Below are 13,642 nucleotides of genomic sequence, written 5' to 3'. Positions count from 1 at the left end.
AAAGAAAATATCAGCTAGCAAAAAACTTGAAGATTAAAAATTAATTAAGGGTAGCACAGCTAGCTGTGCTACCCTACAATATCTATCGATGAAATCACGGTGTTGTAGCGGGATCGAGTTTTATCCGGGCTTTATTCGGACGACATGGACTTCCCCAGCAAACTTGTCCAGAGGGCATACTAGTAAAAACACTACTACGAGCGCCAATCACAGCATTAGCCCCAATTTGTACTCCCGGACCAATGAAACAATCTGTCGCCACCCATGCGCCATTTTCAATGGTAATGCTTGCTGTTTTCAAGCCAAAGGCAGGGTCTTGGATATCATGACTACCAGTACAAAGGTAACTTTTTTGGGAAATTACGCAGTGCTCACCGATGTTAATTCCATCGAGACTGTATAAAACTACGTTATCTCCGATCCAACTGTAGTCGCCAATAGTAACTTTCCAAGGGTAAGTAAAGCGGGCAGTTGGTCGAATTAATACGCCTTTACCGATACGAGCGCCAAATAATCGTAGTATAGTACAACGTATAATATTTAACGGTTGAGGAGTCAGGGGAAAGGCGATCGCTTGTACAAACCACCATAATAAAATATACCAACCTGGTCGCCCGCGATCGAACCAAGATTGGTCATATTTGCGTAAATCTACGAAAGGTTTGTCATTAGTCATTCAATTTTAGATTTTAAGATTTTAGATTTTAAGATTTTAGATTTTAAATTTCTCCTTCAATCCAAAATTCAAAATCTAAAACTGCCAGAGTTAGGAGTCAATGGTCAATAGCTTTCCCTCTGTTCCTCTGCTTCCCGGCTCAATAACTCCTTGCTTTGATGTAGTTGCAGTATTTAGATGACCACCACAATTCCGTAATTCGTAAAGTTTAACCCCAATTTGATATTCATACTGACTCAGCAAACGTGCATATATATATCCTGCTTTGCCATCCAAAAAACCGCGTTGGATAATATAAAATAACACAAACCGCAAGAAGGGTTTAAATGGCAAGTGTACCCATACTTTTTTCAAAAAGCGTTTGCGTTGGACTGCATCACCAAATAAATTTGCACCAATAGTGCCGCTATCATCTTGACCTGTGAGAATATTATAATAAACGCGGGCTTCCCAATTTGAATAGCGGTTGTGCCGTTCTAACCAATGATAAAGGTCACGGAAGTCTTCGTGGAGCATATCATTTTTTAGATACCCAACTTTCCCCTGCAAAATTACATGTTCGTGAACTTCGTTGTCACCAGTGTTGGGAATATCTTCTGTATTTAGGTTTTCGTAGCGTCCTTTTTTATGCTTAAATAAACGCAGATTCCAATCGGGATATTTCCCACCATAGCGAATCCATTTACCTAAGAAAAATACCCGGCGATTGAGATAATAACCAGTATATTCATCCTGTTGAATTACTTGCTCAATTTCTTCCCAAAGTTCAGGAGTAATGCGTTCATCGCAATCTACAATTAGTACCCATTCGTTGCGGAAAGGTAGATTATCTAAAGACCAATTTTTCTTTTTAGGCCAATGTCCATTGAATTTAAATTGAACGACATTTGCGCCATAACTTTTAGCAATTTCAACACTATTATCGTTACTTTGAGAATCGACTACAAATATTTCATCTGCTCTGCTAAGGCTAGTCAGACAAGCTGGCAAGTTGACTTGTTCGTTTTTCGCCGGGATTAATACGGAAACTGGTATTTTAGATGACATAATGAGTATAATTTATGATATTGATGACTTCTTATTTGATGTGGATAAAAGACCTTGAATAGCGGCATTTAAATAGCCAATTTGGCCGTAAGCATACACAAGTTTGTCAAATCGTTCTGCTGGGTCCCAGAAATATTGCAATGCCTTATACAAACCGCGCAAAAATCGTTCGCCGCCTCGCTGCAATTGAGCGATACCAGCTCTGCCAGCGAGTTGTTCTCGATAGCACTCGCTGATACCTTGCCACCAGCCTCGGTTTAAAAACCAAGAACGTTGCAGGCGTTCTGGAGCAACATTGTGAGCGACTAGTGCTTCAGGAAGATAAGCGACTTGCCAACCACGTTGTAAGGCAAATTCGGTCATTTGTAGTTCTTCGTTAGATAATAGATTTTTCCCCACTCGACCAAGATGAGGGTCGAAACCTCCAATTTCTTCCAAGAAACTGCGACGGATGGAGTAATTTAAGCCTCTCGGTGTTGAGCCAGGTTGCTCAATGTAAATGATATTTTCACCCAAGTCGTATGCACCCAGATTTCCAGCTAGTCCTGGAGATAGCCACCTTGGTTGTTGGATTCCTTCAGGCCATAGGAGAGTGACTTTGCCACCAGCGATCGCTAGTTTAGAGTTATTGTAATAGGCAGAATATAAAACTTGCAGCCAACCCTTGCTGGCAACTGCATCGTCATCTAGATAAGCCAGAATATCACCACTAGCTACTTTTGCACCCGTGTTGCGGGCAACAGATAAACCGATGGTGGGTTCAAAGACATACTTTAGGCGAGGATTTTCAGTCCTTTGTTCTACTACTTCACGGGTGCGATCGCTAGACCCATTATCAACTACTATAACTTCAAAATTAGCAGCAAAATTCTGCGCTAAAAGACTATCAATTGCAGCCCCTAAGTAGGCATCTCGATTGTGGGTACAGATAATGGCAGAGATTTGGATATCTGGCATAGATTTAATTGGGGATTTTGCGGAAAGTCTGAGCTAAGGCTTCCTTAGATCGGAACTTTCTAAGACAGATTTGGGACTTTGGCTTCGCTCAGTCGAACGATTTTTGATTAAAATCTTAAATCTAATGCACATTTAGTCTTAGTTAATCTAAACCAAAATTTATCTACCCACCAACCGAGTTTTTTCGGAAAAAATCTTCAAAACTTCACGTTTGTTGAATATGACTATGTAAAACTACAAGGCTTTGAGCAAGTTGAGCTAAACGGGTTTCCAAAGTTTGCTTACGTCCCAACAACTGACGTAACTTTTGGTAACGAGCGATCGCTATACTAACGGTGGGAACCTGATCCGCTGGACATGGGCGCGACCAAACTTTACCAGAATCGTCCACACCGCAGAGGCGATAGCTAGTAGCAGACGATTGATAGGATACTTTCCCTCCATTAGCACAAATTTCTTCTACATAGTTCATTAGGCGGTCAATTTCTGCATGGCGTAGTGTTGCAGTCCCTCCTAGTTCTGGTTCCTGGAGATTGCATTCTAACCAGCCATTAACAATTGGGCCTTCTAAGTAAATATCCTGAATTTGCTGCAAAATATTTTGTAGTTCTGTTTGCCAACCAGCGACACTTTCCTGAATTTCTTGCAGTAGATTCATCGCCAAGCCCGGATTTGCTCCGTGACGATGGCTACTGATACTGGGAGTTTTTAACTTGGGTAGGCTGGGTGTTTTGCTACCATTTTCTTCTGCTTGAAAGGTTTGCACAGAATCATGCTGGCGGAATAAATTTTGTTCAGTATCGACGCCAAGGTTAACTGTTTGTCCTTGTGTCTTTACTTCATTATTCTCAGACGATGCAGTCTGTGTGCTTTTTGTGGGTTCGTTAGCTGTGACGCTGATTCTAAAGGAGAAAGGCCGCTTAGTTGAATCTCCTGCTTCAGCGGCAGAGTCAGTGGCGCGAGTCCCTAAATCGTGTAGAGTTGCTTCAATACGTTTTAAGCCTGGTTTCATAAACATATCCTATAGTTTGCTGTCCGGTTATTGGCGGGGTTTCAATCCCAACCTAAAAGGGACTGGGAATTGCAGATTGGGCATTGGGTAATCATTTTCAATGATGCTGGTGCTAATTTTATCTCTTAAAAGTTATTCAAAATCAAAAATCTTATCCATTTTGAATTTTTGATTTTGCGTTCGCGTAGCGTGTCGGAGACAAAACTCGAGCCAGTGCTATCCTATCGCCTTGTGTCGGAATCTTCTGGCCTCGGAGCTAAGGCTTGCGGCGCTCTGAACTTTGTAAGAGAGGAGCGTCACTTTTCAAGACAGTATCCGGATCTCGGCTCAATACTAAAATGAGGCTGCACTCCTGCATTTAGTAATGCCGAATCTTAAGTGAAATTCTTTAGATAATGGGGATTAGGAAGTAGGGATTGGGCAATGCCCAATCCCCACTGCTGTGATGATAAACTGCAAACGTAGCCTATTGTGAAGATACTCAGGAAACTACTTTGGGTAAAGTTATCTTAGTAACAGGCCCAGCCCGATCTGGGAAAAGTGAGTGGGCAGAAACTCTAGCCATACAGTCGGGGAAAGCTGTTATTTACGTAGCAACAGCTACTGATAATCCAGACGATGAAGAATGGCACAAACGCATTCTAGAACACCAAAAACGTCGCCCCCAAGATTGGGTAACCCTATGTGTACCTGTAGAACTGTCTGCTACCCTTGGTGATGTGAAACCCCATAGCTGTGTTTTAGTTGATTCTTTAGGAACTTGGGTAGCTAATCTCCTAGAACAAGATGACGAAACCTGGGAAAATATCGTTGCAGAGTTATTAGAGACAGTGGATTTGGTGGCTGCTGATATGCTGTTTGTAGCAGAAGAAGTGGGTTGGGGTATAGTGCCAGCTTATCCCATTGGCAGGGCGTTCCGCGATCGCCTGGGTTCTTTAGTGCGCCAGCTAGGTGCGCTCTGTAATACCGTTTATCTAATCACTGGCGGCCATGCTCTCAATCTCAGTCTTCTTGGTTCACCATTGCCAGCGCCAAAGACTTAATTCAAAATTAAACATTTAACCTCCGAAATATCCTCATTAAAATTTATAATCATCGTATGGCTACCAAACAAGAAGTTAAAGTATATCTTGCCTACTGGTTTCAGCTGGGCAAAAAAGTGATCGTGGGTAACGGCAAGGCAAGCATTTTGCCCCAACGCGTACTAGATGGCGATCGCTATAGCGAAGAGTTTGAAGAATGCTGGGAGAAGATTTTATCCCCAGAATCTGCTGACTGTTATTTGGAAGGTACTCATGAAACTATTGCCGAACTTTTGACATCGGCATGGGAGATGCTACCTTGCTGTCGCTGCACAATGCCAGTAGCTGCACGAAATGTTGGGATGCCGGCTTTGTTGTGTCCCTGCAATGATTTATTTAACTGGCCTAATACTGAATTACCAACACCACGATCTCCAATTAAGACTCAGGAACAACTCAAAACGATCCGCGATCGGTTGTTGAATAATATTGCATAAACTAACAACTAATTTGTGAATCTGAATAGTTATTTCTAATAGAAGCAATACGGAAAGATTACTTGCCCCTTGCTTTTGGATGTACGGCATTTTTCACACAATCAAATTTGCCAAACTTTGTTTATAGACTATTTATATAGTTTAAATCACAGAGGTTTTTTAACTTCTCTATAGTCGGTTTTTAATCAAGATTACTTGCATAATTTGTATTGCTGTTTCCCTGGAAACGCCTAAAGCTTGATACAAATCATTCAAAAAGTTTTTTTCTTCTTCAGTTACTATACCTTCAGCTAAGACTAAATCGGTGGCTACTGCAAAAGCTGATTCACGCAAGTCTTGAGATAGACTATCTTTTGCAGCATTAAATAAAGTATTAAAATGATCGCCTTGGAAAATAGATAAGATTTTATCCAACAGACTCTTCATCATCTCATGGGGATAACTCTTAAAAAGTTTCGTCCGAGATAGCACACGAGTGATAGAATTTGCTTGCTCGACGGAAAGGTAACCGTCTGGAGCTGTTGCCATCAACACTATAACAGCAAAAGCTTCCGCTGAATTTAGTACTGGTTGGGTTTGGCTTTCTGTAACCAACACAGCATCAAGTAGACCCATTGTAGTAGCTCCTTGTTTAAGGTCTCAATAGCGATACAGTTACCTGTGCATTTGCTGGACTTCCAGGTGAGACTGCAACGCTGTGAGACTTTTATAGTTTAGTGTTCCCAGGATTATTTCACGGCGAACACTTCCACCCAATGGTTTTTGGCAATAAGTAGACTGCTATCTGTGAACTTAGCGTTCTCCTGTCTTTTCTATTGTTTCAATTACTGCCAAACCTATACCAGAAGCTGCTATTAACAGTATTGCTGATATCAAAAAAGCGTTGGTCAGCATTCGTAGGGCTTCATCGAAAAAAATATAGGTGGTCATTGCTTCACCTTCATAAACTTTGTGCCGCTAGTACTTTTTATTTCTCCACATGGTGATAGGTGAATTTCGCTGAAAAAGTGCTAGCAATTGCATCTTAACAAAACTTTAGCTGTTTCAGAACACTACTCAAACTTTTTATTTCTGAAGATTTGATGAACTTTAGAGAGTGTTTGTAAAAGAAATTACTGAGACAGAAGTCCCAACAAAAATTATGGCACATTAAACTTACGTAAATATGGTTCTGAAATTCGTTAACTCAGTTACAAATAGCTAATAAACTAAATATCCACAAAAAGCTTATTTTTAAAGGCTATTTTCTAAAATTATAAGAAGATATTCTAGAGAATTTACTGAAAACATTCCTAGTCATGTGCATCTATCTCAGTGCATATACAAAAGCCGATCAATCTATGATCCCAAGATTATACTGAGAAAAAAGAAAGCCATAAAAAAGTTTCAAATAAAAAGACATTATTTTTTCCCAAACCGATAAAAGCTAGTAACGGACGATCGCACCTGAAAAATGTAAAGAAATGTTGCGATTTTTGAGGCATGATTAAAGTAAACAACGTTCAATGGTCGCTAGAACCGATTGAGAAAGTGCATCAAAATCGTAGCCACCTTCTAAACCAAAGAGAATTTTACGAGTTAGCCCCAGACAATAATCGGTGAACAAACCATAATCTTCTGATTGCAAGTTGATACTTGCCAAAGGATCTGCCGCATTGGCATCATAACCAGCACTGACAATCAATAAATCCGCCTCAAAGCTAGTTAAAAAGGGTACTACCTTTTTTTCAAATAATGGCTGATAGACTGTAATATCACTACCAGGGGGTACTGGTAAATTCAAGACATTATTATAAAAGCCGCGTTCTGTTGCTCTCCCAGTACCGGGATAGCACGGATACTGATGTAGAGAACAGTAGGCAATTTGCGGATGAGTTTCGACGATCGCCTGAGTACCATTACCGTGATGTACATCCCAATCAAGGATAGCGACACGGTTAATGCCAGGTTGTTCTAGGGCAAAAAAAGCGGCGATCGCGGCGTTAGAAAATAGGCAAAAGCCCATACCCGCGTCACTTTCGGCGTGATGTCCTGGTGGACGGGCCAGTACAAAAGCCGGATTACCCGATTTTAATACAGCCTCAACTCCATCTAACCAAGCACTCACCGCCAACAATGCCACATCATAACTGCGCGGCGAAACTGGTGTATCTCCATCCAAAGGGCCGCCGCCACTAGAGGCAATTAAAGAGAGTTTTTTGATGTAGGCTGGGCTATGAGCCTTAACTAACAAAGACATCAACTCTGGCTGTTCTGGTGCTGGTGTAGGCGATCGCCATGCAATTTTATCTGCAAACGTAGCTGTTTTTAAGGCATTAGCGATCGCTGTCAACCGTTCTGGTTTTTCCGGATGGTATTTTCCAGTCTTGTGATCTAAAAATTCGTCGGAATAGATGACTGGTAGCATAGGGCGAAAAATAGTACCAATACTGAATGCCATTGTATTTTTATTAGTCTAACAATATTCTTTGAATATTCTAAATTCTATTCACATTTTTAGTGATTTTCAACATTTTATTTCCACCAGGTTGCAGTTCATATTCAACTTTTTCAATATCTATCTTGTAACATTTATTAGTATAATATTTAATTATTTTTTCTAAATGTTGCGAAGGCTTTTGCATTAAAGTTATCAAAGGAAATATTCTGATTTCTTGAGCAATACGCAGCATCTCCCCGACTGAATTCAAGTGAAAATCATAATCCAGATGGTCTGAATATAAGAACAATAAATGTGAACAAAGGGCTATGTCAAATTCTTGATTATGATATGCCAAGTTTGGCAATTCGCCAAATATGTATCTGTTCGTATTTTTGCCATTATCATAATCAGATATAAATTCTTGAATGGCTCTCACCCGATTGTGTCGCAAGTCATCTGGAGATTTATGATAGCTCCATACCCAATCGTTCGGTGTAGCCTTAACTTGATTAATAATATTATCTGCTACTTCATTAAATCTTTGCAATATTTGATCGCCAGAAAATTGGTACAGTGGATCGATAGAAACTACACATTTACCTTGACGTGTCATTTCAGCATTAAAGCTTGCTGGCCCATCCCCAACCCCAATAATTCTTTTATTTAAATCTGCGTTTGTTAAATTGAACATTTTTATATATTCATCCATTGACCTCCCAAAAGGAACTACTTTATCTAAAACCATTGCCATAGAGTTTGCCTCGAATGAAATAACTTTTTAGCTTACTTTCTCCAAAATTTTCCTTATCCAGGTTTCTTGCTCAAGCGATAACATTAGTTTCAGGCGTTGCGAATCACTGTGGTGAGTTCAGCAGGTTTTACGCTGGTTAATGTTGTGCCGATGTTAGTAGAGTTGCCTTTGGCAATTGCGACATCAGGATTCCTAACAAAAAGCCATCATCCACGCTAGTATAAACTCGTTCTTCGATCAAAACTCAATATGTGGGAGCAATTTGGGGAGTTAGATTATCAGCGTAGATGCGAAGCAGCTTGTCGTCAGACATCGCTATAATCAGACGCTTGTGTACCAAATACCACAGTTCAGGCTCCTCTAAATATGGGTTCATGCCAGGAAAGGGATTATGTATTGTATTTTTCCTTAGTAGTTCAGTTCTGGCGTGCTGAAATTATTATTTTATCTTCGTAAACTCAATGAGCGATCGCCCGTCTGCCACCCACAATACAATTATTTCTCGACAACAGTAGTGCGATTAGTTTGTCAACTAACAGCCTTTAGAAACAAAAATATCTGAGAAAGAATCCGAAAAGCACCAACTTCAATTTGTAGACCAGTATGTACCTAAAAAATTAGATGCTCCTAGTTACTGTGAGGTTCTCCGTGAGCCGAGTCTAGTTAGTGTTATCACTAGACGACCTCCATTAGCTCATTTGCCCAAAAGTTAACTAGTAGCATTACAGGAGTATGGTTGGTGTATTTACACCGTTCTGTGCTATAAAAATTTTTTTGGATATATAAAGCTTAATTCTTTATCTACTTTTGGAGAAGCTCACTGTGAAGACCTACAAAATTATTACACTAGGTGCGTCGGGTGCTGGTAAAACAGTTTTTTTAGCAAGTATGTTTAAAGCACTTTCAATTCAAGGAGATTACACATTTTTCCTTGAAGTTGAAGATCAAACAAAGCGAAAACGACTGAATGCTACTTACACCCAAGTAATAACTGGGGATAATTGGCCTCAGGGAACAAAATATAGCGATGTATCAGAATGGACATTCAACTGTCGTGTTAAGATTCCCACACTTGAAACTTACACTGCTTGCCAATTCACTTACTTTGATTATGCTGGTGGACGGCTTACCGATTCCGAGGATGATGTAGAATTTGCCAATATTGTTCAACAAAGCAGCACTATTCTAGGCCTTCTAGATGGTCACAAAATCTATTCTTTAATGAAAGACAATAATGATTTAGCTGTTGATATTTTTCTCAATAAAGACTTACCAAACATCCTGAAATGGATGCATATGTCTAAAGTACCAATTCATTTTGTAATTAGTAAGTGGGATCTAATTGAAGACGAATTTTCGTTAACGCAAATACGCGAACGTCTGTTGAAAATTCCACAATTTGAGAAACTTATTCATCTTCGTAACCAGGCAAATTCTCCAGTTCGTCTTATTCCAGTCAGCTCTATTGGTTCAGGTTTCGCAATTCCTCAACCTGATGGTAGCATGAAGAAAATTTCGGGTGCAGTTCCTCAGCCATTCCAAGTTGAAGTACCTCTTGCTTGTGTTTTACCAGACGGGTTGCAAGCTCGACTTAGTGAGCTTAAAGAGAAACAAGAAGAGATTGGAAAAACTGCTAAAAATAAGCCTAATATCTTCTCAAGTGTGCTAGGGATTGTTGGCAAAGCCACTCAGATATCTATTGCCGTAGCAGCATGGTTTCTTCCTCCAGAATTTCAGTTTGAGCAAGCTTTGTTATATAAATTAAGTGAAGGCATTGGATTTGGTTTAGAAGGGCGCGAAAAAACTTCTATAGAGAGAGAAGAAAAACTAAATCAAGAACGAAATGCTTCTCTAAAGCTTGTTAAAGATGAAGAAACTGCTCTAATGCACGCAGTTGATAATTTTGCAGTTATTCAAAATAATTTAGAGCGATTTTTTCCCGATTCAGAATTGATTTTGACGTGATTATTTTTTAGTAATCTAGAAGACTAGTGCTTCGACTTGAGACTTTCTATTAAATTTTTAGGAAACAATGAATAACTACAATATCATTACTCTTGGCCCATCTGGTGCTGGTAAGACAGTATTTTTGGCGAGCTTGTTTAAGTCATTATCAATTCAGGGAGAGCATGGTTTCTTTCTCGAAGTTGAAGATAATAAGAAGCAAACTTTTCTGAATAAAATCTATACAGAAGTCATCAGTGGAGAAACTTGGCCGCGAGGAACAATGAGAGGTGAGGTGACAGAATGGGTGTTTACCTGTTGTGTAAAAACTCAAGACTTATCAAAACATCCAGCTTGTAAGTTTACATATTTTGATTATGCAGGAGGATTACTTACTGATTTAGATCCGGATGAAGAAGACGATCTTAACTTTGATTTTCAGAAAGCAGTAGAACAAGCTGATGCGGTTCTTGCGATTCTTGATGGTCTGCGAGTTCTCCAATTTATGGAAGATCAAAATCTTAGTAATAAAGGTGTTATGAAATGGATGCAGTCAGATTTGCCTAACATAATGCAATTAATAGACGACTGTAAGAAAGAAACACCAGTTCATTTCATTATTAGTAAGTGGGATTTGGTTGAAAATAAGTATCCATTGCTTGAAGTGCGTAATCGCCTATTGGAAAAAGTTCCTGAGTTTAGGAAAGTAGTTCGTAGTCGCACAGCCGCGGGATGTCCAGTTCGTTTAATTCCAATCAGTTCCATTGGTATGAGTTTTGCAACTCTTCAAACTGACGGAGAAATGAAGAAGCTTTCTGGTGCAATTCCACATCCATTTCAAGTAGAAGTTCCCCTTGCTTGTGTGCTAATAGATGGGTTAAAAGCTCAAGTCAGTAAGTTGAAAGAAGAACAAGAAAAAATTCTTCAAAGACCGACTGAAGTGAAACCAAAGTATGGAATTTTCGGTAAGGTGGATCAGTTATTATCAAACACAGTTCTTTCAGTGACTGCAACGGTAATACGTCAATTTTTGCTTGCTAATCTACCTCAGAAATACAAAATTAATAATTTTGCTTTACAGAGATTTATTGATTTAACTGAAAAAGGTGTTGAGACAGTTGAGGGAAAAATTCAAAGAACTCAAAAAGAAGCTGCTAGAATACAGGAACAAGCTGCTCAAGAAACTGAAAAATTACGCCAACAACAAGAGCAATCTTTAAAAGTGGTCAAAGATGAAGAAACTGCTCTTGACCATGCAATTAACAGTTTTCTTTTTATCCAGAATAAGCTTATTACCAATTTTCCAGCATCTGATCTAGGGGGTTCCGGATTATGAGTATTCAAGTTTGGCCTTTTTTAGTAGGCCGCAACCGCTATCTTGATTATAGAACTATTGTTGCTCCTGATTTTATTTGTGATGCTGGTATTCCTAATCTACTAGCAAGGGCGGCAGATGGTGATTTAACTGAGCCAGGTTATGCTATGTATCGAAAAGTTGAAGGCTCTAAAGTTGGGGATTTCACCATTATTTTTCGTGTAGTTAAAGCATTGCAGAAAGACATTAATTCTGAAGGAGGAAATGAACCACTTAAAGACTCTTTTGGCAGAGAAATTTATTTAATAGAAGGTATTGTTATTAAAAATAGAGATAAAATTTCTATTAATAATAAGCATATAGAAGAAGTTCATAAGCAAGTAAAAGGCAATTATCAAAATTTCTGGGATTGTATTGATGCTCCTCCAGTAGCAGTTTCTTCATCTTTCTATTTAGAAAATAATGAAACTTCAACTCCACTACGCATTGAAGAGATACAATCATTAAAGTTAAGTCATCAATTGAAAACATCTGATAACAGATCGTGGCAAGTTGAGAGAAAACTATTTGTTGAATTTAGAGTTAGTTCAATTGCCATTAGTCCTACAGACCAAAAAATTGCTATTAGAAGTTATAACCCGTTTGTTGCTATATGGAGCTTGAATGAATATCAACACCTTGCTTCAATCAATAAAAAGCTGAAGGGTGTGATGAACTTTGATAAAACACTTAAATTTGACAGTGATAAGGCAGTTGCTTTTAACTCAGATGGAACATTAATTGCTTTCTCTATTATCCAAGGTTCCGATCGTAACAACCTTTTGTTATACAATGTAAAAACACAGCAAGAGGAAAATATTGTCACAGGACATAGATTAAGTCCATTTGGAAGAATTCATGCAGTTGCATTTAGTAGGGATGGTAGGCTTTTAGCAAGTGCTAGTCAAGATTCAACTGTCAAACTTTGGAAGCTCACTACAAAAGAGCAATATGCTTCTTTGCAACATCAAAACCCTGTTTATACTGTCTCATTTAGCCCTGAAGGTTCTACACTCGCCAGTGGAGATAGTAAAGGATATGTTGAGTTTTGGGATATAAGAAGTAAGAATCGATTAGATATCATACAATCCAAAGAGTTGTCTTCAATAAAATCGATTGATTTTAACTGTGATGGTTCTATTTTAGCTGTTGGTGGAGATGGAGATTGGACAGACGGAAATCATCTACAGCTTTGGGATGTGAGTAGAAAGAAAGTGATTCATTTCTTAGCTGGACATAACGATCCGATTAATTCAGTTGCATTCAGCCCAGATGGTCAAACTCTCGCTAGTGGAAGTCGGGATGGAAGTGTTAAGCTTTGGGATGTCCAATCTGGGAAGGAACTGCTTACTCTCTCAAACCAAAGTGATGACGGCTTTTGTGATCCAGTCACTTGCGTTGCATTTAGCTCAGATGGTAAAACACTTGTAAGCAGTAGCGAAGATGGAATTATCCAAATTTGGCGATGTTAGCTTGAAAAAGTAGTTTCAGATATTAGCTCCTAAGCAGTTTGCGCGGTATGATACCTCACCCAAAATACTAAATATTTTTGGTAGGTGATGTCCTTTGCTACTCACCGCGCACTCCTAAACGGCAATTATTCAAAAGCATGTCAAGGTCTTCTAAAACTTTCAAAGGATTTTTACCTTTAAATACAGCAGCGATCGCCGCCTCATAAGGATTTCTGCTTGTTTTTTTCACAGCCTTGATTGCAGCTTCATTTGATAATCTCCGAACGCTAACTAGCCATGCTGCTAAGACATGTCCAGTACGTCCAATTCCACCAGAGCAGTGTACAACAACTTTTTGATTTTGTTTATCTGCTTCTATTAAAAAAGGAATTATTTTTTGTGTAAGGGTTTCTAAATCAGCTAAATTAAAATCTGCGATCGGTGCCCAACTCAAGCGACAATTATTCTTAACTAAACTAGATTGACAATAGGAAACTGAGATTACCATT

At 39.1% G+C, this 13,642-nt stretch carries 15 protein-coding genes; 5 read left to right on the top strand and 10 right to left on the bottom strand.

Features of this window, described 5'->3' with window-relative positions:
* Positions 1-94: 94 nt before the first annotated feature.
* The 4 genes from hpsU to ACM0OY_RS05270 form a co-directional block, all read right to left on the bottom strand.
* Entirely contained in the window at positions 95-676 is a 582-nt protein-coding gene (gene hpsU / locus ACM0OY_RS05285) for a hormogonium polysaccharide biosynthesis acetyltransferase HpsU (RefSeq protein ID WP_414567837.1), read from the bottom strand.
* 90 nt (positions 677-766) lie between these two features.
* Positions 767-1,723: a glycosyltransferase family 2 protein gene (locus ACM0OY_RS05280; RefSeq protein ID WP_414567836.1), complete on the bottom strand. Its 957-nt coding sequence runs from the start codon at positions 1,721-1,723 to the stop codon at positions 767-769.
* Positions 1,724-1,735: 12 nt separating this feature from the next.
* Complete coding sequence (locus tag ACM0OY_RS05275; RefSeq protein ID WP_414567835.1) at positions 1,736-2,680, bottom strand: glycosyltransferase; 945 nt, start codon at positions 2,678-2,680, stop codon at positions 1,736-1,738.
* Positions 2,681-2,885: 205 nt separating this feature from the next.
* Positions 2,886-3,692: a hypothetical protein gene (locus ACM0OY_RS05270; protein WP_414567834.1), complete on the bottom strand. Its 807-nt coding sequence runs from the start codon at positions 3,690-3,692 to the stop codon at positions 2,886-2,888.
* 494 nt (positions 3,693-4,186) lie between these two features.
* Here ACM0OY_RS05270 and cobU point away from each other — a divergent pair, with 494 nt between their 5' ends.
* Together cobU and ACM0OY_RS05260 are read left to right on the top strand one after the other, a co-directional pair.
* Positions 4,187-4,735, top strand: a complete 549-nt coding sequence (cobU, locus tag ACM0OY_RS05265) for a bifunctional adenosylcobinamide kinase/adenosylcobinamide-phosphate guanylyltransferase (protein WP_414567833.1) — start codon at positions 4,187-4,189, stop codon at positions 4,733-4,735.
* 56 nt (positions 4,736-4,791) lie between these two features.
* Positions 4,792-5,211 (top strand): hypothetical protein, encoded by a 420-nt coding sequence (locus tag ACM0OY_RS05260; protein ID WP_414567832.1) that lies wholly within the window; start codon positions 4,792-4,794, stop codon positions 5,209-5,211.
* 168 nt (positions 5,212-5,379) lie between these two features.
* Here ACM0OY_RS05260 and ACM0OY_RS05255 read toward each other — a convergent pair whose 3' ends face one another.
* From ACM0OY_RS05255 to ACM0OY_RS05235, 5 genes are all read right to left on the bottom strand, one after another.
* Positions 5,380-5,826 carry a tellurite resistance TerB family protein gene (locus tag ACM0OY_RS05255; protein ID WP_414567831.1) on the bottom strand — a complete coding sequence of 149 codons (447 nt, stop codon included), beginning with the start codon at positions 5,824-5,826 and terminating at the stop codon, positions 5,380-5,382.
* A gap of 177 nt (positions 5,827-6,003) precedes the next feature.
* The gene (locus ACM0OY_RS05250; RefSeq protein WP_180267350.1) at positions 6,004-6,141 is read right to left on the bottom strand and encodes a hypothetical protein; all 138 of its coding nucleotides are present in this window, start codon (positions 6,139-6,141) and stop codon (positions 6,004-6,006) included.
* Between the two features lie 556 nt (positions 6,142-6,697).
* Positions 6,698-7,618 carry a histone deacetylase family protein gene (locus ACM0OY_RS05245; RefSeq protein WP_414567898.1) on the bottom strand — a complete coding sequence of 307 codons (921 nt, stop codon included), beginning with the start codon at positions 7,616-7,618 and terminating at the stop codon, positions 6,698-6,700.
* 70 nt (positions 7,619-7,688) lie between these two features.
* Positions 7,689-8,384 carry an SAM-dependent methyltransferase gene (locus ACM0OY_RS05240; protein WP_414567830.1) on the bottom strand — a complete coding sequence of 232 codons (696 nt, stop codon included), beginning with the start codon at positions 8,382-8,384 and terminating at the stop codon, positions 7,689-7,691.
* Positions 8,385-8,628: 244 nt separating this feature from the next.
* Positions 8,629-8,781, bottom strand: a complete 153-nt coding sequence (locus ACM0OY_RS05235; RefSeq protein WP_414567896.1) for a DUF4058 family protein — start codon at positions 8,779-8,781, stop codon at positions 8,629-8,631.
* A gap of 425 nt (positions 8,782-9,206) precedes the next feature.
* Here ACM0OY_RS05235 and ACM0OY_RS05230 point away from each other — a divergent pair, with 425 nt between their 5' ends.
* The 3 genes from ACM0OY_RS05230 (at position 9,207) to ACM0OY_RS05220 (ending at position 13,154) form a co-directional block, all read left to right on the top strand.
* The gene (locus ACM0OY_RS05230; RefSeq protein ID WP_414567829.1) at positions 9,207-10,349 is read left to right on the top strand and encodes a hypothetical protein; all 1,143 of its coding nucleotides are present in this window, start codon (positions 9,207-9,209) and stop codon (positions 10,347-10,349) included.
* A gap of 67 nt (positions 10,350-10,416) precedes the next feature.
* The gene (locus ACM0OY_RS05225; RefSeq protein WP_414567828.1) at positions 10,417-11,664 is read left to right on the top strand and encodes a hypothetical protein; all 1,248 of its coding nucleotides are present in this window, start codon (positions 10,417-10,419) and stop codon (positions 11,662-11,664) included.
* Positions 11,661-13,154: a WD40 repeat domain-containing protein gene (locus ACM0OY_RS05220; protein WP_414567827.1), complete on the top strand. Its 1,494-nt coding sequence runs from the start codon at positions 11,661-11,663 to the stop codon at positions 13,152-13,154. Before ACM0OY_RS05225 ends, ACM0OY_RS05220 begins: the two co-directional genes overlap by 4 nt.
* Positions 13,155-13,251: 97 nt before the next feature.
* Here the strand turns inward: ACM0OY_RS05220 and ACM0OY_RS05215 are convergent, their stop codons facing one another.
* Positions 13,252-13,641, bottom strand: coding sequence for a dual specificity protein phosphatase family protein (locus ACM0OY_RS05215; RefSeq protein WP_414567826.1), 390 nt, complete (start codon positions 13,639-13,641; stop codon positions 13,252-13,254).
* Position 13,642 lies beyond the last annotated feature (1 nt).

The sequence above is a fragment of the Nostoc sp. CCY 9925 genome (assembly GCF_963920935.1).
Classification (GTDB): Bacteria; Cyanobacteriota; Cyanobacteriia; order Cyanobacteriales; family Nostocaceae; genus Nostoc.
This window is presented reverse-complemented; position numbering and strand designations above follow the sequence as displayed.

Coding starts and splice junctions, on each gene's coding strand:
- hpsU (WP_414567837.1), bottom strand. CDS start 676: ATGACTAATGACAAACCTTTCGTAGATTTACGCAAATATGACCAATCT.
- ACM0OY_RS05280 (WP_414567836.1), bottom strand. CDS start 1,723: ATGTCATCTAAAATACCAGTTTCCGTATTAATCCCGGCGAAAAACGAA.
- ACM0OY_RS05275 (WP_414567835.1), bottom strand. CDS start 2,680: ATGCCAGATATCCAAATCTCTGCCATTATCTGTACCCACAATCGAGAT.
- ACM0OY_RS05270 (WP_414567834.1), bottom strand. CDS start 3,692: ATGAAACCAGGCTTAAAACGTATTGAAGCAACTCTACACGATTTAGGG.
- ACM0OY_RS05260 (WP_414567832.1), top strand. CDS start 4,792: ATGGCTACCAAACAAGAAGTTAAAGTATATCTTGCCTACTGGTTTCAG.
- ACM0OY_RS05255 (WP_414567831.1), bottom strand. CDS start 5,826: ATGGGTCTACTTGATGCTGTGTTGGTTACAGAAAGCCAAACCCAACCA.
- ACM0OY_RS05250 (WP_180267350.1), bottom strand. CDS start 6,141: ATGACCACCTATATTTTTTTCGATGAAGCCCTACGAATGCTGACCAAC.
- ACM0OY_RS05245 (WP_414567898.1), bottom strand. CDS start 7,618: ATGCTACCAGTCATCTATTCCGACGAATTTTTAGATCACAAGACTGGA.
- ACM0OY_RS05240 (WP_414567830.1), bottom strand. CDS start 8,384: ATGGCAATGGTTTTAGATAAAGTAGTTCCTTTTGGGAGGTCAATGGAT.
- ACM0OY_RS05225 (WP_414567828.1), top strand. CDS start 10,417: ATGAATAACTACAATATCATTACTCTTGGCCCATCTGGTGCTGGTAAG.
- ACM0OY_RS05220 (WP_414567827.1), top strand. CDS start 11,661: ATGAGTATTCAAGTTTGGCCTTTTTTAGTAGGCCGCAACCGCTATCTT.
- ACM0OY_RS05215 (WP_414567826.1), bottom strand. CDS start 13,641: ATGGTAATCTCAGTTTCCTATTGTCAATCTAGTTTAGTTAAGAATAAT.